This window comes from Streptomyces torulosus (assembly GCF_001419765.1).
In the GTDB taxonomy this organism is placed as follows: domain Bacteria; phylum Actinomycetota; class Actinomycetes; order Streptomycetales; family Streptomycetaceae; genus Streptomyces; species Streptomyces torulosus.
Genome location: NZ_LIRK01000210.1, coordinates 1 through 22,645, shown reverse-complemented (window position 1 = coordinate 22,645; position 22,645 = coordinate 1). Strand labels below are relative to the sequence as shown.

The window sequence follows — 22,645 nt, the reverse complement described above, 5'->3', positions numbered from 1 at the left end:
GCCGCGGTCTCGGGGCGGTCGTGTCAGACGGTCGTGTGCTGGCGTGACGCCAGGTCGATGGCGATGGCGTCGGCTATCTCGCCGCTGCGGATGGCGATGTTGGACAGCAGCGAGGAGGCGAGGCCGTGGGTGTGCTCGGTGCCGCCCTGGAGGTAGATGCCGACGTTCAGCTCGGGCTTCGTGACGAGGCGGTAGTCGCGTTCGACCCGCAGGCGGCCCTCGTCGTCGCGCAGGCAGTACGGCGCCAGGTCGCCCAGGAGGGCGGTCGGGTCCATGGAGTCGTAGCCGGTGGCGAAGACGATCGCGTCGACGTCGAGGTCGTACACCGAGTCGTCGCGCACGGAGTGCATGGTGAGCCGGGCCCCGTCGGCGGTCTGGTCGACCCGCTGGACGCGGGACAGGTTGAGCAGGTGGAGGCGCTTGATCCGGGCCACCTCGTCGTCGTACGCGCGCTGGTAGAGGTCGCGGATGACCTCGTCGTCGGCGACGCCGTAGTTGGTGTTGCGGTGGTAGCGCCAGAACGACTCGCGGGTGCGGTCGGTGCCGCCGTAGTAGTCGTCGACGGCGTCGGCGTCGAAGATGCGGTTGGCGTAGGGGGTGTCGTCGGCGATCGAGTAGCCGTACGACGGCATGATCGCGTAGACCTCGGCGTCCGGGATCGTGTCGTAGACGAACCGGGTGATCTCGGCGGCGCTCTGGCCGGCGCCGACGACGGCGAACCGGCGGACCCGGCTCCGGTCGAGGGTGTTGAACCGGCCGAGGAACTCGGAGCTGTGCCAGACGCGTTCGCCGCGGTTGACTCCGTCGGGCATCTTCGGGACGAGGCCGGTGGAGATGACGAGGTTGCGGGCCTCGACGAGGCGGGTGCCGCCGCGCGGGCCGTTGTCCTTCACCTCGACGCGGACGGTGTCGACGGTGCCGCCGGCGTGTCCGTCGGGCAGGTGGACCGCGTTCACCTCGGAGTTGTAGGTGACACGGTCCGAGAAACTGGACTCGGCCCATTCGAGATAGTCGTGGAATTCGTTCCGGGTGGGGAAGAAGTTCTGGTTGTTCACGAACTGCGCGAGACGGCCCGCGGCGTGCAGATAGGCGATGAAGCTCCACTGGGAGGCCGGGTTGCGGAAGGTCGCCAGATCCTTCAGGAAGGAAATCTGCATCTTGGTGTCGGGAAGCAGCATGTTGCGGTGCCAGCCGAGTGACGGCTGCTTCTCGAAGAAGGCCGCGGTGAGCTGCTTCTCGTCCTTTCCGCGCTGCTCCTCCAGTGCGATGGCGAGCGAGAGGTTGGCCGGTCCGAAACCTATTCCCACGACCTCGTACGCTTCGGTGTTCGCTTCCATGAATTCTCCCGCAAGTGGTGTGCTGGAAAGGTACGTTGCGCCTTTTTGGAGCGTCAACGGCGGTACTGGGTGGACAGTTGAACTCAGTGGTGGACCGGGCAGCCCTTGATGGTGCCGGTCTTCTCCATGCGATCCATGAGTTCGGCCGTCTCGCGGTACTGGCTGGAGTCGCGCAGGGCGAAGTCCTCGCGGACCCGCTCGCGGATCTCCTCGTCCTGTTCCTGGCTGAGCTTGAACATGCCCTCGGCGCCGGTGATCTCGACGCGGAAGGCGCCCACCGCGGGCAGGATCGTCGCGAAGTAGTCGATGGAGCGGGACATGTCCCAGGCCTTGGCGGCGCCGAAGTCGCGCTCGTAGGCCTTGACGGTGTCCTTGCAGACCTCCAGGGAGTCCTCACCGGGGGCGGCGGCCTCGATCTTCTCGAAGACACCGTGGACGTGGACGGAGGTGAAGTCCCAGGTGGGGGCGGCCGGTGTGATGTCGTAGACCGTCGGCGACACATAGGCGTGCGGTCCGGTGAAGGTGATGAGGACGGGCGTGCCGTTCTCCAGGGCCGTCCAGTGCGGGTTCTCCCGGTTCATATGGCCGATGAGGCGGCCGCCGGCCAGGTTCTCGGTCCATGCGCCGGTCCACTCCGGGTCGCGGATCACGGGGAGGTGGGTGGCGTACGGGTCGGCGTCGGCGGGGCCGTTGGACACCAGCAGGGCGAAGGGGTTGAGGCGGATCAGCTCGGTCATCCACGAGCCGTCCGGCTCCCGGTACGGATCGGGAACGAACATTCGGACCTACCAATTCTCGGCGCGGGGCGCTTTCTGAGGGTTTTTCCGTCCCCGGGGCGTTCCTTGTGGGTGCGCCCCGGGGACGGATTCGCGGGGACCGGGGGGTAGGGGTCCCCGCGAGGGGGTCAGGACGGTTTGCCGTCCTGGGCCTTGTCGAGCTCGTCGAGCTTGTGGCCGATGACTTCCGCCATTCCGGCGGCGTGCGCCGGAAGGCACATCTCGTGGTGGGTGCTGTGGACGTCGTACGCCGTCAGCTCGCCGTCGACGTACGGTGCCCACTGGTCCGTGTAGGGCGCCTCGGGGTTCAGCGTCGCGTTGAAGAAGAGCACGTCGCCCGTGAAGACCGGCGGTGTGAAGTCCTTCAGCAGTTCGACGTGGTGGACCACGAACTCCGACGATGTCTCCAGGAGGCTTTCCTGGTCCGTTCCGCCGACGTTCCCGCCGAGCTCTCCGACGAATGCGCCGAGGAGGGTGCGCACCTGGGCCAGTTCGAGTTCCGGGTCGTTCGCGAAGTGGCCGCTCGGTGCCGCGTCGAGCAGACCGAGGAGGGCGACTTCGTGGCCCCTGCGCTGGAGTTCCGCGGCCATCGCGTGGACGACCGCCCCGCCGAAGGACCAGCCGATCAGATGGAACGGTCCCTCGGGCTGAATCGAGAGTATCTCCGTGACGTAATCCGTCACCAGGGATTCCAGCGAATTCGGCAGGGAATTCGACGGCGAGACCTGCTCCGGGGAATTCCCGGCCACCTGGTCCCGCACGGCGGACCACGCGGGCGACTGGATGCCGTACGCCGGCCGGTCGGCGGGCAGATGCCCGGCGAAGGACAGATAGGGCCAGGCGAGACCGCCGGTGAGGTGCACGAACCACAGGGGTTCGCGGTCCCCGCCCGGCTTGATGGTCAGGACGCGGGCGAACGGGTCGGTGTTCTCCCCCACCGCCTGCGTGCCGTGCGCGGCGAGCCCGGCCACCGTGGGCGCCTGGAACACCGCCCGCATGGGCAGCGACCAGCCGAGTTCCCGGCGGACGCGGCTGACGAGCCGGGCCGCGAGGAGGGAGTGGCCGCCCAGGGAGAAGAAGTCGTCGTCGATGCCGACCTTCTCCAGGCCGAGGACCTCCGCGAAGAGGGCCGCCAGGGCCTCCTCCCGGCCGGTGCGCGGCGCCCGGTACGCCTCGCCGGTGAACTCGGGCTCGGGCAGCGCCCGCTGGTCGAGTTTGCCGTTCGGGGCGAGCGGCAGCCGGTCCAGGTGGACGAACGCGGAGGGGACCATGAACTCCGGGAGCCGGCCCGCGGTGTGGGCCCGCAGCTCGTCGGTGTCGAGGTCGGCGCCGGGCACCACGTAGGCGACGAGACGCCGGCTGTTCCCGTACGGCTTCGCGACGACCACGGCCCGGTCGACGCCCGGGTGGGCCGTCAGGGCCGCCTCCACCTCGCCGGGTTCGACGCGGAAGCCGCGCACCTTGACCTGGACGTCGCCTCGGCCGGCGTACTCCAGCTGCCCGTCGGTGTTCCACCGGGCGAGGTCGCCCGTGCGGTACATGCGGGAGCCGGGCGGGCCGAACGGGTCGGCGACGAACCGGTCCGCGGTCAGCTCGGGGCGTCCCCGGTAGCCGCGTCCGACGTTCCCCGCGACGTACAGCTCCCCCACCGCGCCCGGCGGTACCGGGGTGAGCCCCGGACCGAGGATGTACGTCCGCATGTTGGCGAGCGGGGCGCCGATCGGGGCGCCGGCCGTGGCGTCGCCCACCTCGGCGAGGGTGGCGTAGAAGCTCTCCGTCTGGCCGTACGCGTTGATCACCCGGACGTCGGGGAAGGCCTCCCGGACCCGGCGTACGAGGCCGGAGGGCAGGCCCTCGCCCGCGAAGACCAGGGTGTCGACGGTGGTGGTGCCGGCGAGCTGGTCGACGAGTTCGGCGAAGACGGACGGGACGGTGCTGATGACGGAGCCCTGCCAGCGGTCCCGCTCCCCCAGGGCGAGCACGTCGCGGACGATCTCGACGGTGCCGCCGTGGGCGAGGGTGGTGAACAGCTCGAACACCGAGACGTCGAAGTTGACCGAGGTGCCCGCGAGCATCCGGCGGCCGGGCGCCATGCCCACCGGGCCGGCCAGCCGCAGCACGCCGTTGACCACGTTGGAGTGCGTGATCGCGACGCCCTTCGGGGTGCCCGTCGAACCGGAGGTGTACATCACGTACGCGAGGTTCTCCGGGTGGACCGGGCGACCGAGGTCCGTGTCGTCGGCCGGGAGGATCAGCTCGTCGACGTACAGCTTCGGCACGGTCGTCGGGGGCAGTACGGAGACCGTCCCCGAGTCGGTGAGGACCAGTTGGGGCCGGGCCTCGCCGAGGATGTACTCCAGGCGGTGACTCGGGTACTTGGGGTCGATCGGCAGGTAGGCGCCGCCGGCCTTCAGCACGGCCAGCAGGGCCACCGCCAGGCCCTCCGTGCGGGGCAGGGACACAGCGACCACGGTGTCCGGGCCGACGCCGTGGGCGACTAGCTCCCGGGCGAGCCGGTTGGCCGCCGCGTTCAGCCCCGCGTACGTCAGCGTCGTGTCGCCGTACTCCACGGCCGGCGCGTCCGGGGTGGCCGCGACCTGCCGCTCGACCAGTGCGGCGACGGTCAGCGCCGGGGTGTCGGCCGGGGTGCCGCTCAGTTCGGCGAGCCGCTCGTGCTCGGCCGGTTCGAGGAGGTCGACGCGGCCCACCGGGACCGACGGGTCGGCCGCCATCTGCCTGAGGACCCGCACGAGCCGGCCGCCGAGCGCCTCGACGGTGTCCTGGTCGAAGACGCCCCGCTGGTACTGGAGGACCAGCTGGAGGTGCGGGTCGGCGGCCGCCATCACCGTCAGCGGGTAGTGCGTGCCGGAGAAGGGGCGGATGCCGGTGAAGGCGATCCCGGCGGCGCTGTTGGCGGAGTCGATGCCCTCCTTGTCCACCGGGAACGACTCGAAGACCACGAGGGTGTCGAAGAGGGTGCTCAGCCCGGTCGTCCGGTGGATCTCGCTCAGCCCGTGGTGATGGTGGTCGAGGAGCGCGGCCTGGCGCCGCTGGAGCCCGGTGAGCAGGTCGGCGAGGGTGTCGCCGGGGCCGTACTCGACGCGCACGGGCAGGGTGTTGATGAAGAGTCCGACCATCGAGTCCACGTCGGTCACCGTCGGCGGCCGCCCGGAGACGGTCGCGCCGAACATGACGTCCTCGCGGTTCGTCAGCCGGCCCAGCACGACCGCCCAGGCGCCCTGGACGAGCGTGTTGACGGTGATGCCGAGTTCGGAGGCACGGCGGTTGAGGGCGCGGGCCTCGTCGAGCGGCAGTCGTACGTCGAGCTGGCCGACACCGGGGTCACCGCCGTCCGTGGCCGGGTCCGCCTCCGCGTCGCCGGCCGGGGCGGGCGGCGCGAGGAGAGTGGGTTCCTCCACGCCCGCCAGTTCCGCCGCCCAGGCGCGGGCCGTCTCCGCCTCGTCCTGGCGGGACAGCCAGGTGAGGAAGTCCTTGAAGCCGCGGGTGCGGGGCAGGACGGCCGGGTCGCCGGCGGAGCCGTACAGGTGGAGCAGGTCCTGCATCAGGATCGGGAAGGACCAGCCGTCGAACAGCACATGGTGGGCGGTGAGGACCAGTTCGGAGCGGTCGTCGGTCATCCGGACCAGGGACAGCCGCAGCAGCGGCGGGGCCGCCGGGTCGAAGTGGGCGGTGTGGTCCTCGGCGAGGAACCGCTCGAACGCCTCCTCCCGCTCCCGCTCCGGGAGTGCGCGCAGGTCGACCTCCCGCCAGGGGAGGCGGACGCCGTCCACGACCGCCTGGACCTGCCGTCCGGCGGAGTCCGTCACGAACGCCACCCTGAGGTTCGGGTAGCGGTCGAGTACGGCCTGGCCCGCGGCCCGCATGCGCCCCGGGTCGATACGGCCGGAGACATGGAAGGCGATCTGCATCTGGTACGCGTCGTGTGCCGCGTCGTCGTCCAGGAGGGACTGGAAGAGCAGGCCCGACTGGAGCGCGGTGAGCGGCCAGACGTCGGTGAGGCCGGGGTACGTCTCCTCCCACTGCTCGATGTCCCGCTGGGTCACGTCGACGAGGGGCAGGTCGGAGGGGGTGAGCCCGCCGGCCGTCGGGTCCTCGGTGACATGGGTGGTGATCGCCTTCAGGGCGTCCGACCAGAGGGACATGAGGTCCTCGACCTCGGTGCGGGTGAGGACGCCGGCCGGGAAGCCGACGGAGGCGTCGAGCTGGGCGCCGAGGTCGGTGTCGATAACCGCCGAGTTGATCTCGACGGTGGTCATGGCGGGCATGCCGCCCAGGTCCGGGGAGAGGGCCACGTCGGGGAGCTGGGTCCAGCCGAGGTTGCGGAGTTCCTCCGGCATGTCGGCGGAGGAGAAGCGGCCGAGGTAGTTGAACCCGATCTGCCCGGCGGCGCCGAGAGCGCCGAGGTCGGCCGCGGTCCCCTCGTTCAAGTAGCGCAGCAGGCCGTAGCCCAGGCCCTTGTCCGGGATCGCGAGGAGTTGCTCCTTGACGGACTTCACCACCGCGCCTGTCGTGGCACCGCCCTCGAACGCCTCGTCCACGTCGAAGCCCGTCGTGTCCAGGCGGACCGGGTACATGCTGGTGAACCAGCCGATCGTGGAGGAGAGGTCCGCGCCGGGGACGACGTCCTGTTCACGGCCGTGGCCTTCGAGGCGGACCAGCGTCGACGGCTCGTCCACCCCCCTGCCGCGGCGCCACTTGGTCACCGCGAGGGCGAGGGCCGCGAGGAGGGCGTCGTTGACGCCGCCGTGGAAGGCCGCCGGGACCTTCGTCAGGAGGGCCTCGGTGACCTCCACCGGGAGGCGGAGCGAGACGTGGTCCATGGTGGAGCGGGTGTCGGCGGCCGGGTCCAGCGGGCGGGAGCCCAGCAGGGGGTCGGGGCCGTCGAGGATGCCCCGCCACAGCTCCAGTTCGGCCGTGCGCTCCGGTGAGCCGGCCTCCTCGATCAGGGCGTGCGTCCAGCGGCGTACGGAGGTGCCGACCGACGGGAGTTCCGCCGTGCCGTTCTCCTTCAGCTGCTTCCACGCCTCGGCGAGGTCGGGGAGCAGGATGCGCCAGGAGACGCCGTCGACGACCAGATGGTGCAGGGCGATGAGGAGCCGGCCGGGGATCTCCGGGTCGGCCGGGTCGAACCACACGAACTGGGCCATCACCCCGGCCGCCGGGTCCAGTCGGCCGGTGGCCGCGTCGAGTTCGGCGGCGGCCGTGCGCAGCCAGGTCTCGTCCCAGGTCCCGTCGCAGGCGACGCGCCGGATCAGTGAGGCGGTGTCGGTGGAGCCCGCCGGGGTGACCTCCAGGCTCGCGCCGGTCAGCCGGGACCGGAGCAGGTCGTGGCGGTCGAACACGGCGTCGAGGGTGGCGATGAGGCCGGACCGGTCGATGCCGAGGGGCAGTTCCAGCGGGAGGGACATGGAGAAGCGGTCGAAGTCGCCGCCGAGTTCCAGCATGTACTGGGCGATCGGCAGCAGCGGCAGGGTGCCCGTGCCGCCGCCCTCGAACTCCTTCAGGAGCACGGCGGTGCCGGTGGTGCGGGCCACGCGGGCGAGTTCGGCGACCGTGCGGTGCTCGAAGATCTCGCGCGGGCTGACCTCGACGCCCTGGGCGCGGGCCCGGGTGACGACCTGGATGGAGCGGATGGAGTCGCCGCCGACGGCGAAGAAGTCGTCGTCGATGCCGACCCGGCCGTGGCCGAGGACATCGGCGTACACGGCGGCGAGGATCTCCTCCTCCGGGGTGCGGGGCGCCCGGTACTCACCGCCGCTGAACTCGGGTTCGGGCAGCGCCTTGGTGTCGAGCTTGCCGTTCGGGGCGAGCGGCAGCCGGTCGAGGACGACGAAGGCGGCCGGGACCATGAACTCGGGGAGCCGGTCGGAGACGAACGAGCGCAGGTCGCGTGAGGTGAGTCCGGCGGTGAGGTCGAAGTCGGTGCCGCCGAGCTGTCCGGCGCCGTCACCGTCCGTCCCCGCGTCCGCCGGGACCACGTAGCCGACGAGCTGTTTGGTCTTGCCGTGCTCGCGGACCACGACCGCCGCCTGGGCGACGCCGGGGTGCGCGGTGATCGCGGCCTCGACCTCGCCGGGCTCGATGCGGAAGCCCCGCACCTTGACCTGGGAGTCGGCGCGTCCCGCGTACTCCAGCTGCCCGTCGGCGTTCCAGCGGGCGAGGTCGCCCGTGCGGTACATCCGGGAGCCGGGCGGGCCGAACGGGTCGGCGACGAACCGCTCGGCGGTCAGGTCGGGCCGGCCGCGGTAGCCGCGGCTGACATCACCGGCGATGTACAGCTCGCCGACCACGCCCACGGGCGCCGGGGTGAAGCCCGGTCCGAGGACGTACGCCCGCATGTTGCCGAGCGGGGTGCCGATGGGGGCGCTGCCGGTGCCGCCGGCCGCCGCCGTGCCGTTCGCGGTGTGGGTGGTGGCGTAGAACGACTCGGTCTGGCCGTAGGCGTTGACGACGCGGACGCCGGGGATCTGCTCGCGCATCCGCTCCACCAGGGCGGTGGGCAGGGCCTCGCCGGCGAAGACGACCGTCTCGACGGTGAGGCGGCCGGCGAGCTGGTCGAGCAGCTCGGTGAAGGCCGACGGCACGGTGGAGATCATCGTGCCGTTCCAGCTGTCGCGTTCGCCGAGGACGAGGACGTCCCGGACGATCTCGGCGCTGCCGCCGACGCTGAGCGTCGTGAACAGTTCGAAGACGGACACGTCGAAGTTGATGGAGGTGCCCGCGAGGATCCGCGAGCCCTTCTTCACGCCGACCCTCGGGATCAGCCGCAGCACACCGTTGACGATGTTGTGGTGGCTGAGGGACACACCCTTCGGCACACCGGTCGAGCCCGAGGTGTACATGACGTACGCCAGGTTCTGCGGGTGGGCGGTGACCGGCAGGTTGTCCGGGGAGCGGTCGGTGAGGTCGAGCCGGTCCAGATACAGCTTCGGCAGGTCCGTCTCGGGGAGTACCGACACGGTCTCGGTGTCCGTGAGGACGAGGGCCGGGGCCGCCTCGGTGAGGATGTGGTCCAGGCGGTGGCTCGGGTACTTGGGGTCGATCGGCAGGTAGGCGCCGCCCGACTTGAGGACGGCGAGCAGAGCGACCGCGAGGTCGGCGGTGCGCGGCAGGGACACCGCGACCAGGGTCTCGGGGCCGACGCCGTGGGCGACGAGTTCGCGGGCGAGCCGGTTGGCGCGGGCGTTCAGCTCCCAGTAGGCGAGCGTGGTGTCGCCGGAGACGATCGCCACCGCGTCCGGGGTGGCGGTGACCTGCTTCTCGACGAGTTCGGCGACCGTGAGGTGCGGGGTCGGCTCGGCGGTGTCGTTGAAGCGGTGCAGCACCTGGTCGCGCTCGGCCTCGTCGAGGAGGTCGACCGCGCCGACGCGGGCCGCCGGGTCGGCGACGAGCTGGCGCAGCACCCGGACGAACCGGTCGGCGACGCGCTCGGCCGTCTCCCGGTCGAACAGGTCGGAGGCGTACTCCAGCAGGCCCTCGACCTCGCGTCCGTCCGGTCCCGTCACCTCGGTGAGGTTGAAGAACAGGTCGAACTTGGCGGTCCCGGTCGGCGTCGGCACGTACGCGACGTTCAGGCCCGGCAGGTCGAAGTCGGCCTGCGCGAAGTTCTGCCAGGCGAACATGACCTGGAACAGCGGGTGGTAGGCCGTGGACCGCTCGGGGTTGAGCAGTTCCACCAGGCGCTCGAAGGGGGCGTCCTGGTTGGCGTACGCGGCCAGGGCCTTGTCGCGGACCTGGGCGATCAGCTCCTCGAAGGTGGGGTTGGCGGACAGTTCGGCGCGCAGCACCCAGGTGTTGACGAAGAAGCCGACCAGGTCGGCGAGGGCCTCGTCGGTGCGGCCGGCGATCGGGGAGCCGATCGGGATGTCGTCGCCGCCGCCGAGCTGGTGCAGCAGCACCGCGAGGACGGACTGCATGACCATGGACACGGTCACGTCGTGCTCGCGGGCCAGCTTCTCCACGGCGACGAGGAGGTCGTCGTCGAGGCGGAAGTCGAGCATCTCGCCCCGGTAGCTCGCCTTCGGCGGGCGCGGCCGGTCCACGGGCAGCCTCAGCGGCTGCGGTACGGCGGCCAGTTCGCGCCGCCAGTACGAGGACTGCGCGGCGAGCACGCTGTCCGGGTCGGTGGCGTCGCCGAGCAGGTCCCGCTGCCAGATCGTGTAGTCGGCGTACTGCACGGGCAGTTCGGCGAACTCGGGCGTGAGGCCCTCGCGGCGGGCCGCGTAGGCGGTGGAGATGTCCCGGATCAGCGGGGCCATCGACTCGCCGTCGCTCGCGATGTGATGGATGAGCAGGGTCAGGATGTGCTCGCCCGGTCCGACGCGCAGGATGCCCGCCTTGACGGGGACGTCATGGGCGAGGTCGAAGTGGTGCCGGGCCGCGCGGGCGACCGCGTCCGCCACGTCGTCCGCCGCCACCTCGACGACCGGGACGGCGAGGCTGTACTGCCCCGGCTCCAGGACGACCTGGTAGGCCGTGCCGTCCACGTCCTCCGCGTACACGGTGCGCAGACTCTCGTGCCGGGCCACGACGTCCCGGATCGCCTCGGCGAGCGCCTCGGTGTCCAGGTCGCCGGTGAGCCGCAGCGCCATCGGGATGTTGTACGTCGCCGAGGGGCCCTCGAACCGGTCGATGAACCACAGCCGGCGCTGGGCGAACGACAGCGGCAGCTTCTCGGGGCGGGTGCGCAGGCGCCGCAGCGGGGTGCGGACGGTGTCGCCGGAGGACAGCTGTGCCGTGAGCTCGGCGACCGTCGGCGAGCCGAAGACCACCTTGATCGGGATCTCCACGCCCAGTTCGGTGCGGATGCGGCTGATCAGACGGGTGGCGAGGAGCGAGTGGCCGCCCAGGTTGAAGAAGTTGTCGTCGATGCCGACCTCGTCCACGCCGAGAACCTCGGCGTACAGCCGGGCGAGGATCTCCTCCCGCTTGGTGCGCGGCGCCCGGTAGGGCACTCCGGCGAACTCGGGGGCGGGCAGCGCGGCCCGGTCGAGCTTGCCGTTCGGCATCAGCGGCAGCCGGTCGAGGACGACGTAGGCGGCCGGGACCATGAACTCGGGGAGCTTGCGGGCCGCGTGGGCGCTCAGCTCGTCGGCGTCCACCGCGTCGGGCGCGGTGGGCACGACGTACGCCACGAGGACCTTGCCGGCGTTGGTTCCGCGCCCGTTGCGGGCGATCACCGCGGCCTGGGTCACCTGGGGGTGGGAGGCGAGGGCGGCCTCGACCTCGCCGGGTTCGATACGGAAGCCGCGCACCTTGACCTGGGTGTCGCCCCGGCCGAGGTACTCGATCTGCCCGTCCTCGGTCCAGCGGGCCAGGTCACCCGTGCGGTACATCCGGGAGCCGGGCTCGCCGAGCGGGTCGGCCACGAAACGGTCGGCGGTCAGGTCGGGCCGTCCGCGGTAGCCGCGGCCCAGGTTCCCGGCGACGTACAGCTCGCCGACGGCGCCCGGCGGTACGGGGGTGAGGCCCGCGCCGAGGACGTACGCCCGCATGTTGGGCAGCGGGGTGCCGACGGGCGCGCTGCCCGTGCCGTCCCAGTCGCCCGCGTCGAAGGTGGTCGCGTAGAAGCTCTCCGTCTGCCCGTAGGCGTTGACGACGCGGACGCCGGGGAACGCCTCGCGGACCCGGGAGACGAGCGTCGACGACAGGGCCTCGCCCGCGAAGACGACCGTGTCCATGGAGGTGCGGTCGGCGATCTGGTCGAGGAGTTCCGCGAACGCCGACGGCACCGTGCTGACGACGGCCCCCCGCCAGTGGTCGCGCTCGCCGAGGACCAGGACGTCCCGGACGATCTCGGCCGTGCCGCCGTGGACGAGCGTGGTGAACAGCTCGAACGCGGAGACGTCGAAGTTGATCGACGTACCGGCGAGGACCTTGGAGCCGGCCTGGATGCCCATGCGGGCGGCGAGCCCCAGCACACCGTTGACGACGTTGGCGTGGGTGATGGCGACGCCCTTGGGCGTGCCGGAGGAGCCCGAGGTGTACATCACGTACGCGAGGTTCTGCGGATGGACCGGGCGGCCGAGGTCGCTGTCGTCGGCGGGCAGATCCAGCTCGTCGACGTACAGCTTCGGCGTGTCGGTGTCCGGCAGCACCGCGACCGTCTCCGCGTCCGTGAGGACCAGGGTCGGGCGGGCCTCACCGAGGATGTACTCCAGGCGGTGGCTCGGGTACTTCGGGTCGATCGGCAGATAGGCGCCGCCCGCCTTCAGCACCGCCAGCAGGGCCACGGCCAGCTCCGTCGAGCGGGGCAGGGACACGGCGACGACGGTCTCCGGGCCCACACCGCGGTCGACGAGGAGCCGGGCGAGCCGGTTGGCGCGGGAGTTGAGCTGCTCGTACGTCGTCCGGGCGCCCTCGCAGACGAGCGCGATCGAGTCCGGGGTCGCCGCGGCCTGCTTCTCGATGAGCCGGGTGACGGTCGTGTCGGGGCGGGGCGCTGTGGTGCCGCTCAGCTCCAGCAGACGCTCGTGCTCGGCCGGCTCCAGGAGGTCGACCAGACCGACGGGCAGGGCCGGGTCGTCCGCCAGCTGCCGCAGGACGAGGGCGAGCCGCGCCGCGTACGACTCCACGGCGGCCCGGTCCAGGACGTGCTCCTGGAACTGGAGGGCGAGCCGCAGATGCGGGTCGGCGTCCGCCATCACGGTCAGCGGGTAGTGGGTGCCCGTGGAGGGGCGGATGGTGGTGAAGGCGATCCCTGCCGCCGCGTTGGCCTCGTCGAGGCCGGCCCGGTCCACCGGGTACGACTCGAAGACGACCAGGGTGTCGAAGAGGGAGCTGAGGCCGGTGCTCTGCTGGATCTCGCTCAGACCCTGGTGGTGGTGGTCGAGCAGCGCGGCCTGCCGCCCCTGGAGCGCGGTGAGGACGTCGGCGAGGGAGTCTCCGGGGGCGTACTCGACGCGGACGGGCAGCGTGTTGATGAACAGGCCCACCATCGAGTCGACGTCCGGCACCGCCGGGGGCCGCCCGGAGACGGTCGCGCCGAACACGACGTCCCGGCGTCCGGTGAGCCGGCCGAGCAGTACCGCCCAGGCGCCCTGCACCAGGGTGTTGACGGTGACGCCCAGCTCCGAGGCGCGGCGGGTGAGCCTGCGCACCTCGTCCAGGGGCAGGGGCACGTCGACGGAGCCGATGCCCTGGCTGCCGGTGGCGGGGGCGCCGCCCCGCACGAGCAGGGTGGGCTCCTCGACACCCTCCAGTTCGCGGGCCCAGGCCTGCCGGGACGCCTCGTGGTCCTGGCGGTCGAGCCAGGTGAGGAAGTCCTTGAAGCCGCGGACGCGGGGCAGGACCGAGGGGTCGCCGCCGGAGCCGTACAGGTGGAGGAGGTCCTTCATCAGGTGCGGGAAGGACCAGCCGTCGAAGAGGACGTGGTTGGCGGTGAGGACCAGCTCGGAGGTCTCGCCCGTCATCCGGACGAGGGTCATGCGGAGCATCGGCGGGACCGCCGGGTCGAACGCCTGCGCGTGGTCCGCGGTGAGGAACCGCTCGAAGGACTCCTCGCGCTCCTCCTCGGGGAGGTGGGTCAGGTCGATCTCCCGCCAGGGGAGTTCGACGCCGTCCACGATGACCTGGGCCTGGCGGCCGGCGGAGTCGGTGACGAACGCGGCCCGCAGGTTCGGGTGCCGGTCCAGGACGGCCTGGCCCGCCGTGCGCATGCGCTCCGCGTCGACCTCGCCGGTGACGTGGAACGACATCTGCATCTGGTAGGCGTCCCAGGAGTCGTCGTTCAGCATCGTGTGGAACAGCAGGCCCGACTGGAGGGCCGTGAGCGGCCACACGTCGGTGAGGCCGGGGTAGGTCTCCTCCCACCGCTCGACGTCCTGCTGGGTGACGTCCACGAGGGGCAGGTCGGAGGGGGTGAGACCACCGGCGTCCTCCTGGCCGGCGTGCCGGGCGAGGGCGGTCAGCGCGGTGAACCACAGGTCCACCAGCTCCTCGACGTCCTCCTTCGCGAAGAGGGTCGCCGGGAAGCCGATGCCGGCGTCCAGCCGGGCGCCGTCCTCCGTGTCGACGACCAGGGAGTTGATCTCCAGGGACGACATGGCGGGCATGTCCTCGTCGAGGGGCGCGGAGAGCTCGCGGAGCTGCGTGAAGCCATTGCCCCGCAGATGCTCGGGCATGTCGGCGGAGGAGAAACGGCCGAGGTAGTTGAAGCCGATCTGGCCGGTGGAGCCGAGCGCGTTCAGGTCGGCCGCGGTCGCCTCGTTCAGGTAGCGCAGCAGGCCGTAGCCCAGGCCCTTGTCCGGGATCGACAGGAGCTGTTCCTTGACGGCCTTCACAGCGGCTCCTGCCGCCCTGCCGCCCTTGAACGCCTCGTCCAGGTCGATGCCCGCGACGTCCAGGCGGACCGGGTACAGGCTGGTGAACCAGCCGATCGTGGAGGAGAGGTCGGCGCCGGGGACCACGTCCTGTTCGCGGCCGTGGCCCTCCAGCTTGATCAGGGTGGAGGACTCGTAGACGCTCCGCGCGCGGCGCCACTTGGTGACGGCCAGGGCGAGGGCCGCGAGGAGCCCGTCGTTGACGCCTCCGTGGAAGGCGGCCGGGACGGTGGTGAGGAGGGCCTCGGTGACGTCGGCGGGGAGCTGGACGCGGACGAAGTCGAGGGAGCCGCGGGTGTCGACGGCGGGGTCCAGCGGTCGGTGCGAGAGCAGCGGGTCGGGCCCGTCGAGGACCCGCTTCCACAGGTCCAGCTCGGCCGTGCGCTCCGGGGAGCGGGCCTCCTCGATCAGGGCGTGCGTCCAGCGGCGTACGGACGTGCCGGCGGCCGTCAGCTTCGCCCGGCCCCGCTCCTTGACCTGCTGCCAGGCGGCGGCGAGGTCGGGCAGGAGGACGCGCCAGGAGACGCCGTCGACGACGAGGTGGTGCAGGGCGATGATCAGGCGGCCGGGGGCCTCCGGGTCGGCCGGGTCGAGCCACACGAACTGGGCCATGACCCCGGCGGCCGGGTCCAGACGGCCGGTCGCCGCGTCGAGTTCGGCGGCCACCAGCTCGTCCGCGGCCTGCGAGCCGTCGCAGCCGACGCGGCGCAGCAGGGTGTCCGCGTCCACGGTGCCCGGCGCGCCGACGATCATCCGGCGGGCCCCGGCGTCGAGCCGTGAGCGCAGGATGTCGTGGCGGTCGAGGACCGCGTCGAGGGTGGCGACCAGGCCGGCGCGGTCGATGCCGAGGGGGAGTTCGGCGAGGACGGCCATGGAGAAGCGGTCGTGGGAGCCGCCGAGTTCGAGCATGTACTCGGCGATCGGCAGCAGCGGGAACGCGCCGGTGCCGCCGCCCTCGTACTCCTCCAGGACGACGGAGGCCGTGGACTGCTCGGAGGCGACGGCGGCCAGTTCCGCGGCCGTCCGGCGCTCGAAGATCTGCCGGGGGGTGACCTCGACGCCCTGGGCGCGGGCGCGGGAGACGACCTGGATGGAGCGGATGGAGTCGCCGCCCACGGCGAAGAAGTCGTCGTCGACGCCGACGCGTTCGAGGCCGAGGACCTCGGCGTACACCTCGGCGAGGATGCGCTCGCGCTCGGTGCCGGGGGCCCGGTAGGCGCCCGCGGTGAACTCCGGCTCGGGCAGCGCCTTGCGGTCGAGCTTGCCGTTCGGGGCGAGCGGCAGCCGGTCGAGGACGACGAACGCGGACGGGACCATGAAGTCCGGGAGCCGCTGCCCCACGAAGGCCCGCAGGTCGGCGGTCTCGACGCCGGCGCGCAGGTCGGTGCTGGTGGAGTCGCTGCTGTAGGCGGGGACGACATAGCCGACGAGCTGCTTGGTGGTGCCGTGGGCGCGGGCGACGACGGCGGCCTGGGCGATGCCCGGGTGCGCGGTCAGCGCGGCCTCGACCTCGCCGGGCTCGATGCGGAAGCCGCGCACCTTGACCTGGGTGTCGCCGCGGCCGAGGTACTCCAGCTGGCCCTCGGCGTTCCAACGGGCGAGGTCGCCCGTGCGGTACATGCGGGAGCCGGGCGGCCCGTACGGGTCGGCCACGAAGCGGTCGGCGGTCAGCTCGGCGCGGCCGTGGTAGCCGCGCGCCACGTTGCCGGCGACGTACAGCTCGCCCGCCACGCCCTGCGGTACGGGGGTGAGGCCGGGGCCGAGGACGTAGACGCGCATGTTGCCCAGCGGGGTGCCGATGGGCGCGCTGCCCTCGCCGTGCCAGCGGCGGCTCTCGTCGATGGCGAACGCGGTGGCGTAGAAGCTCTCGGTCTGGCCGTAGGCGTTGACGATCCGTACGTCGGGGAACGCCTCGCGGACCCGGGCGGCGAGCGTCGAGGAGAGCGCCTCGCCCGCGAAGACGAGGGTGTCGACGCTGGTGGTGTCCGCGATGTGGTCCATCAGCTCGGCGAAGACGGACGGGACGGTGCTGACGAGGCTGCCGTTCCAGCCCTCGCCCCGGGCCGCGCGCTCGCCGAGGACGAGGACGTCGCGGACGAGTTCGACGGTGCCGCCGTGGGTGAGCGTCGTGAAGATCTCGAAGACCGACACGTCGAAGTTGATGGAGGTGCCCGCGAGGGTCCGCGAGTCCTTGCCCATGTCGACGCGCTCGGCGAGCTGGAGGACGCCGTTGACGATGTTGTGGTGGGAGAGGGAGACGCCCTTCGGGGTGCCCGTCGAGCCCGAGGTGTACATGACGTACGCCAAGTTGTGCGGGTGGGCGCCGGTGGAGAGGTTCCCGGCCGGTTCCCCGGACAGGTCCAGCTCGTCGACGTACAGCTTCGGGGCGTCCGTCCCCGGCAGCACGGAGACCGTCGCGGAGTCGGTGAGGACCAGGTGAGGGCGGGCCTCGTCGAGGATGTACTCCAGGCGGTGGCTCGGGTACTTGGGGTCGATCGGCAGATAGGCGCCGCCGGACTTCAGCACCGCGAGCAGCGCCACCACGAGGTCGAGGGAGCGGGGCAGGGACAGCGCGACGACCGTCTCGGGGCCGACGCCGTGCTCGACGAGGACGTGGGCCAACCGGTTGGCGCGGGCGTTGAGTTCGCCGTACGTCAGGGAGGTGCCCTCGTGGACGACGGCCTCGGCGTCGGGGCTGAGGGCGACCTGCTCCTCGACCAGCCGGGCCAGGGTGACCATCGGGGTCTGCTCGGCGGTGGCGTTCATCTCGACGAGGAAGCGCCGGCGCTCGGCCGGGTCCAGGGTGTCGACGGCGCCGACCGGGAGGGCCGGGTCGGCCATCAGCTGCCGCAGGACGCGGACGAAGCGGGCGCCGATCGACTCGGCGGTGGACCGGTCGAACAGGTCGAGGGCGTACTCGATGGTGCCGCGCGCGCCCTGCCCGTCGTGGTGCCGGGCGATGTTGAACTCCAGGTCGAACTTGGAGGTCTTGGTGTCGAGCTGCTCGAAGTCGAGGCGGGCGTCGAGGCCGGGCAGGTCCAGCTCGGGGCGGGTGATGTTCTGCCAGGCGAACAGCACCTGGAACAGCGGGTTGTAGGCGGTGGAGCGCTCGGGGCTGAGCCGGTCCACCAGCATCTCGAAGGGGGCGTCCTGGTTGTCGTAGGCGTTCAGGGCCCGCTCGCGGACCTGCTCCAGGACGTCCTCGAAGGTGGGGTTGCCGTCCAGGCGGACGCGCAGCACCCAGGTGTTGACGAAGAAGCCGACCAGGTCGGCGAGGTCCTCGTCGCCGCGGCCCGCGATCGGGGAGCCGATCGGGATGTCGTCGCCGCCGCCGAGCTGCTGGAGCAGCACCGCGAGGACGGACTGCAGGACCATCGACACGCTCAGTCCGCGCTCGGTCGCCAGTTCCTCGACCTGGGCGAGGAGTTCCGGCTCCAGCTCGAACTCGACGGTGTCGCCGCGGTGGCTGGCCACCGAGGGGCGGGTGCGGTCCAGGGGCAGCTGGAGCGGCTGGGCCAGGCCGGCCAGCTCGTCCTCCCAGTGGGCGAGCTGGCGGGAGACCAGGCTGTCGGGGTCGTTCTCGTCGCCGAGCAGCTCCCGCTGCCAGAGCGCGTAGTCGGCGTACTGGACGGGCAGTTCGGGGAACTCGGGGGCGCGGCCCTCGCGGCGGGCCCGGTAGGCGAGGCTCAGGTCCCGCAGCAGCGGGGCGCCGGACTCTCCGTCGGCGGCGATGTGGTGGAAGAGCAGCAGCAGGACGTGCCGGTCCGGGGCCTGCCGCAGGATGCGGGCGCGCACCGGGATCTCGGCGTACAGGTCGAAGGTGTACGAGACGGCCTCGGCGATGGCCTCGGGGAGCCGCTCGGGCTCGACGTCCACGACGGGGATGTCGGGCCGGATCTCCTCCGGCGGAAGTATTCGCTGGTAGGGGATGCCGTCCTCGTCGTAGAGGATCGTGCGCAGGCTCTCGTGGCGGCCGATCACATCGCGGATCGAGGCGGCGAGGGCGCGGGTGTCGAGCTCTCCGGTGAGGTGGAGGGCGAGGGGCACGTTGTAGGTGGCAGAGGGGCCCTCGAAGCGGTCGATGAACCAGAGCCGACGCTGGGCAAACGACAACGGGATCACTTCGGACTACTCCTTGTTCATTCTGCGCAGACGGGGCCTGCTCGGGCTGGACGCGGGGGATCCGGCGGATCCGGCGGCCGCGGGGGCGGCCGCGATGTGGTCGGCGAGCTGGGCGAGGGTGGGGCTGGAGAAGATCGTCTTGATGGACACTTCGGTACCGAGCTGCTTGCGGATGCGGCTCTTGATCCGCGTCGCCAGCAGCGAGGTCACGCCCAGGTTGAAGAAGTTGTCGTGGACGCCGATCCGTTCGGGCTCGGTGCCGAGGACGTCCGCGAACAGGTCCCGCAGGGCCTGCTGGGCCGCGGGGAGGGGAGCGGAGTCGGCGGTGGCCGCCGTCGCGCTGTCCGCCGTGCTGTCGGTGGCGCTGTCCGCCGCCGGGTCCGCCTTGCGGTCCGTCGCGGTTTCTGTCGCGGCGACGATCGGCTCGCCCAGGTCCAGGGCGCCCACCGGGTGGGCCGGGTCGGTGGCCAGGGCGGCCAGCACGGTGTGGAGGCCGCCGGCGATCCGGTCGGCGGTGGCCTGGTCGAGCACACCCCGCTGGTACTGGAAGGTGAGCCGCAGCCGGGGTTCGGTGTCGGCGATCAGGGTGAGCGGGTAGTTGGAGCCGCCCAGCGAGCGGGTCCCGTCGAGGGTGAGGCGGGCGGCGGCAGCGGCCTCGGCGAGCGCGGACTCGTCGGCGGGGAACGCCTGGTAGACGAGCAGCGTGTCGAAGAGGGCGCCGAGACCGGTGGCCTCGTACAGACCGCTCAGGGACTGGTGATGGTGGTCGAGCAGCTCGGTCTGCCGCTCCTGGAGGCCGGTCAGCACCGTGCCGAGACCGTCCTCGGGGGCGTACCGCACCCGTACGGGCAGGGTGTTGATGAACAGCCCGACCATCGACTCGACGCCGGGCAGCCCCGGCGGCCGGCCGGAGACGGTCGCCCCGAACAGCACGTCGTCGCGTCCGGTGAGCCGGCCGAGGACGACGGCCCAGGCGCCCTGGACCAGGGTGTTGAGGGTGACGCCCAGTTCCCCGGCACGACGGCCCAGCAGTGCGGCCTCCTCGTCGGTGAGGGGGACGGCCGCGGTGCCGATCTCGGAGCCGGACGCCTCGTCGCGGGCGACGGCCGTGCCGGCGAGCAGCGTCGGACGGTCCACGCCGTCGAGTTCGGCGGCCCAGGCCGCCGCCGCCTCCCGCTGGTCCTGCCGGGCGAGCCAGGCGAGGTGGTCGCGGAAGCCGCGCACCGGCGGGAGGGGCGCCTGGTGGCCGTGCGAGGCGTACAGGCGGAGCAGGTCCCGGGCGAGGACCGGCTCGGACCAGCCGTCGAGGAGCGCGTGGTGCAGGGTGAGGACGAGGGCGGCCTGTTCGGCGCCCAGCCGGATCAGCGTCATCCGCACCAGGGGCGGGGTGGCGAGGTCGAAGGGCACGGCCTGGTCCTCGGCGAGGAACCGCTCGAACGCCTCCTTCCGCTCCTCGGGCACCAGGGTCCTCAGGTCCAGCTCCTGCCAGGGGAGCTGGACGCCGTCCACCACCAGCTGCACCAGATCGCCCTGGGTGTCCGGGGCGAAGGCGGCGCGCAGCGCGGGGTGCCGGTCGAGCAGGCCCTGCCCGGCCTCCCGCATCCGCGCGGGGTCGACCCGGCCGGAGAAGGTGAACACCGTCTGCATGCGGTACGCGTCGTAGCCGCTGTCGCTGAGCATCGACTCGAACAGCATCCCGGACTGCATCGGCGTCAGGGGCCATACGTCGGACAGGTTCGGGTGACGCTCGCGGAAGGCGGCGAGGTCCTCGTCGCTCAGCTGGACCAGGGGGCCCGACACATCGTCGTACGTCTCGGTGGGTGTGCCGGCGTGCGGGGCGAGCCGCGCCACCGTGCGGTGGGTGAGCAGCTGCCGCTGGGTGATCTCCAGGCCCCGGGTGCGGGCCTCGGCGACCACCTTGACGGAGCGCAGCGAGTCACCGCCGATGGCGAGGAAGTCGTCGTCGGCGCCGACCCGGTCGAGGCCCAGCACCTGGGCGTAGACCTCGGCGAGGATCCACTCCCGCTCGCCCTCGGGCTCCCGGTACTCGCCGCCGGTGAACACCGGCTCGGGCAGCGCCTTGCGGTCGAGCTTGCCGTTGGGCGACAGCGGAAGCGTGTCGAGGAACATGAAGGACGCCGGGACCATGAACTCGGGCAGCCGCTCGGCGGCCACGGCCTTCAGCTCGTCGGCGGTGACACCGGCGCCGGGCGCCGCGCCGGCCGGGCCCGCGTCCGCCACCAGGTAGGCGACCAGCTGCCGCCCCTCGTGGGCGACGACCGCGGCCTGCCGTACGGCCGGGTGGGCGAGCAGCACGGACTCGATCTCGCCGAGTTCGATGCGCAGCCCGCGCAGCTTGACCTGGTGGTCGGTGCGTCCGAGGTACTCGACCTCGCCGTCGGCGGTCCACCGGGCGAGGTCGCCGGTGCGGTACATCCGCGTCCCGGCGGGCCCGTACGGGTCGGCGAGGAAGCGGTCGGCGGTGATCTCGGGGCGGCCCAGGTAGGCGCTCGCCAGCTGGACGCCCGCGAGGTACAGCTCGCCGGGCTCGCCGACCGCGACGGGCCGCAGTTCGGCGTCGAGGACGTACAGCCGGGTGTTCCACACCGGCTTCCCGATCGGTACGGGGCCGTCGGCGGCGGTGTCGCAGGGGTGGTACGTGACGTCGACGGCGGCCTCGGTCGGCCCGTACAGGTTGTGCAGCTCCACGCCCGGCAGCAGCCGGCCGAACTCCCGTACCGCCTCGCGGGGCAGGGCCTCGCCGGAGCAGAACACCTGGCGCAGCCCCGTGCAGCCGGACGCCTCGGGCCCGGCGAGGAACACCTGGAGCATCGACGGCACGAAGTGGCAGGTGGTGACGGACTGTTCGCGGATGGTCCGGGCCAGATACACGGGGTCCTTGTGGCCGCCGGGTTCCGCGACGACGATCGCCGCGCCCTCCCGCAGCGCCCAGAAGAACTCCCACACGGACACGTCGAACCCGGACGGTGTCTTCTGCAGCACCCGGTCGGCGGCGGTGAGCGGGTACTCCGCCTGCATCCACCGCAGCCGGTTGTCGATCGCCCCGTGCGGGACGACGACGCCCTTGGGGCGGCCGGTGGAGCCCGAGGTGAAGATGATGTACGCCGGGTGGGCGGGTGTGACGGCCGGCGTGGGATCGGTGTCCGGCCGGCCGTCGAGGGCGGTGTCGTCGAGGGCGACGACGGTGATGCCGTCCGGCACCGGCACCCGCCCGGCGGTGTCCGCGACGACACAGGCCGGGCCCGTGTGCTCCAGCATGTAGGCGAGCCGGTCGGCCGGGTAGTCGGGGTCCAGCGGCAGATAGGCGCCGCCCGCCTTCACCACCGCGACCAGGGTGACCAGCAGCTCCAGGGAGCGCGGCACGGCGACCGCGACCGGGGTGCCGGGGGTGACGCCGAGGGCGGCCAGATGGTGGGCGAGCCGGTTGGCGCGGGCGTTGAACTCGGCGTACGTCAGGGTCTCGGAGCCGAAGACCAGGGCCGTCGCGTCCGGGGTGCGCCGGACCTGCTCCTCGATGGGGGCGACGAGTGTGGTGACCGGCAGCTCACGGCCGGTGTCGTTGAACTCCTCCAGAACCAGGGCGCGTTCGGCGCCGACTGCCTGACGGGCCGACTCCACCTCCGCGGAGCGCTGTTGGCCGGTCAATTTCCACACCTCTTCTCTCACTGGATTTTCCCGGACTCCGGGAATTGCGCGAATACGGAACACAAGTCCGCGAATTACACGGAAGAAAGACGGAACAAAGGGGGATTGCAACGACCCTAATCGGCCGCTTAATTGGCCAACAAGGTTGTTCAACCGACCAATTGAGCCGCTTGGACGGTGAATTCACCGGCGTGCGAGACGCCCGCCCGGGAATCGTTCGCGAGCCGTCGCAGGACGCCCGCGAGCCGGTCGGCGGTGTCCCGCACGGCCTCGGTCCCGAACAGTCCGCGCCGGCCGCGCAGCCGCAGCTGAAGCGGGCCGGGGTCGGCGCGCAGGACGAGGGTCAGCGGCGGCTGCCCGTGGTGGATCGCCCGGACGCCGGTGACGGTGACCCGCCCGGGGG

4 protein-coding genes and 1 pseudogene are annotated in these 22,645 nt (G+C 72.0%); all 5 read right to left on the bottom strand.

What is annotated here, in order from left to right:
* Nucleotides 1-23: 23 nt before the first annotated feature.
* Nucleotides 24-1,337: a lysine N(6)-hydroxylase/L-ornithine N(5)-oxygenase family protein gene (locus AOK23_RS15660; protein ID WP_055713330.1), complete on the bottom strand. Its 1,314-nt coding sequence runs from the start codon at nucleotides 1,335-1,337 to the stop codon at nucleotides 24-26.
* A gap of 83 nt (nucleotides 1,338-1,420) precedes the next feature.
* Nucleotides 1,421-2,116: an FMN-binding negative transcriptional regulator gene (locus tag AOK23_RS15655; protein WP_055538566.1), complete on the bottom strand. Its 696-nt coding sequence runs from the start codon at nucleotides 2,114-2,116 to the stop codon at nucleotides 1,421-1,423.
* Nucleotides 2,117-2,241: 125 nt separating this feature from the next.
* Entirely contained in the window at nucleotides 2,242-18,576 is a 16,335-nt protein-coding gene (locus AOK23_RS15650; protein ID WP_055713329.1) for a non-ribosomal peptide synthetase, read from the bottom strand.
* Nucleotides 18,577-18,582: 6 nt separating this feature from the next.
* A pseudogene (locus AOK23_RS15645) lies at nucleotides 18,583-22,242 on the bottom strand (acyl carrier protein); the annotation flags it as partial.
* A gap of 149 nt (nucleotides 22,243-22,391) precedes the next feature.
* A partial coding sequence (locus tag AOK23_RS15640) for a hypothetical protein (protein ID WP_157878049.1) occupies nucleotides 22,392-22,645 on the bottom strand: 254 nt, incomplete at its 5' end.

What these genes read in the sequence shown, in the direction of transcription:
- AOK23_RS15660 (WP_055713330.1), bottom strand. Translation starts at nt 1,337, where the DNA reads ATGGAAGCGAACACCGAAGCGTACGAGGTCGTGGGAATAGGTTTCGGA.
- AOK23_RS15655 (WP_055538566.1), bottom strand. Translation starts at nt 2,116, where the DNA reads ATGTTCGTTCCCGATCCGTACCGGGAGCCGGACGGCTCGTGGATGACC.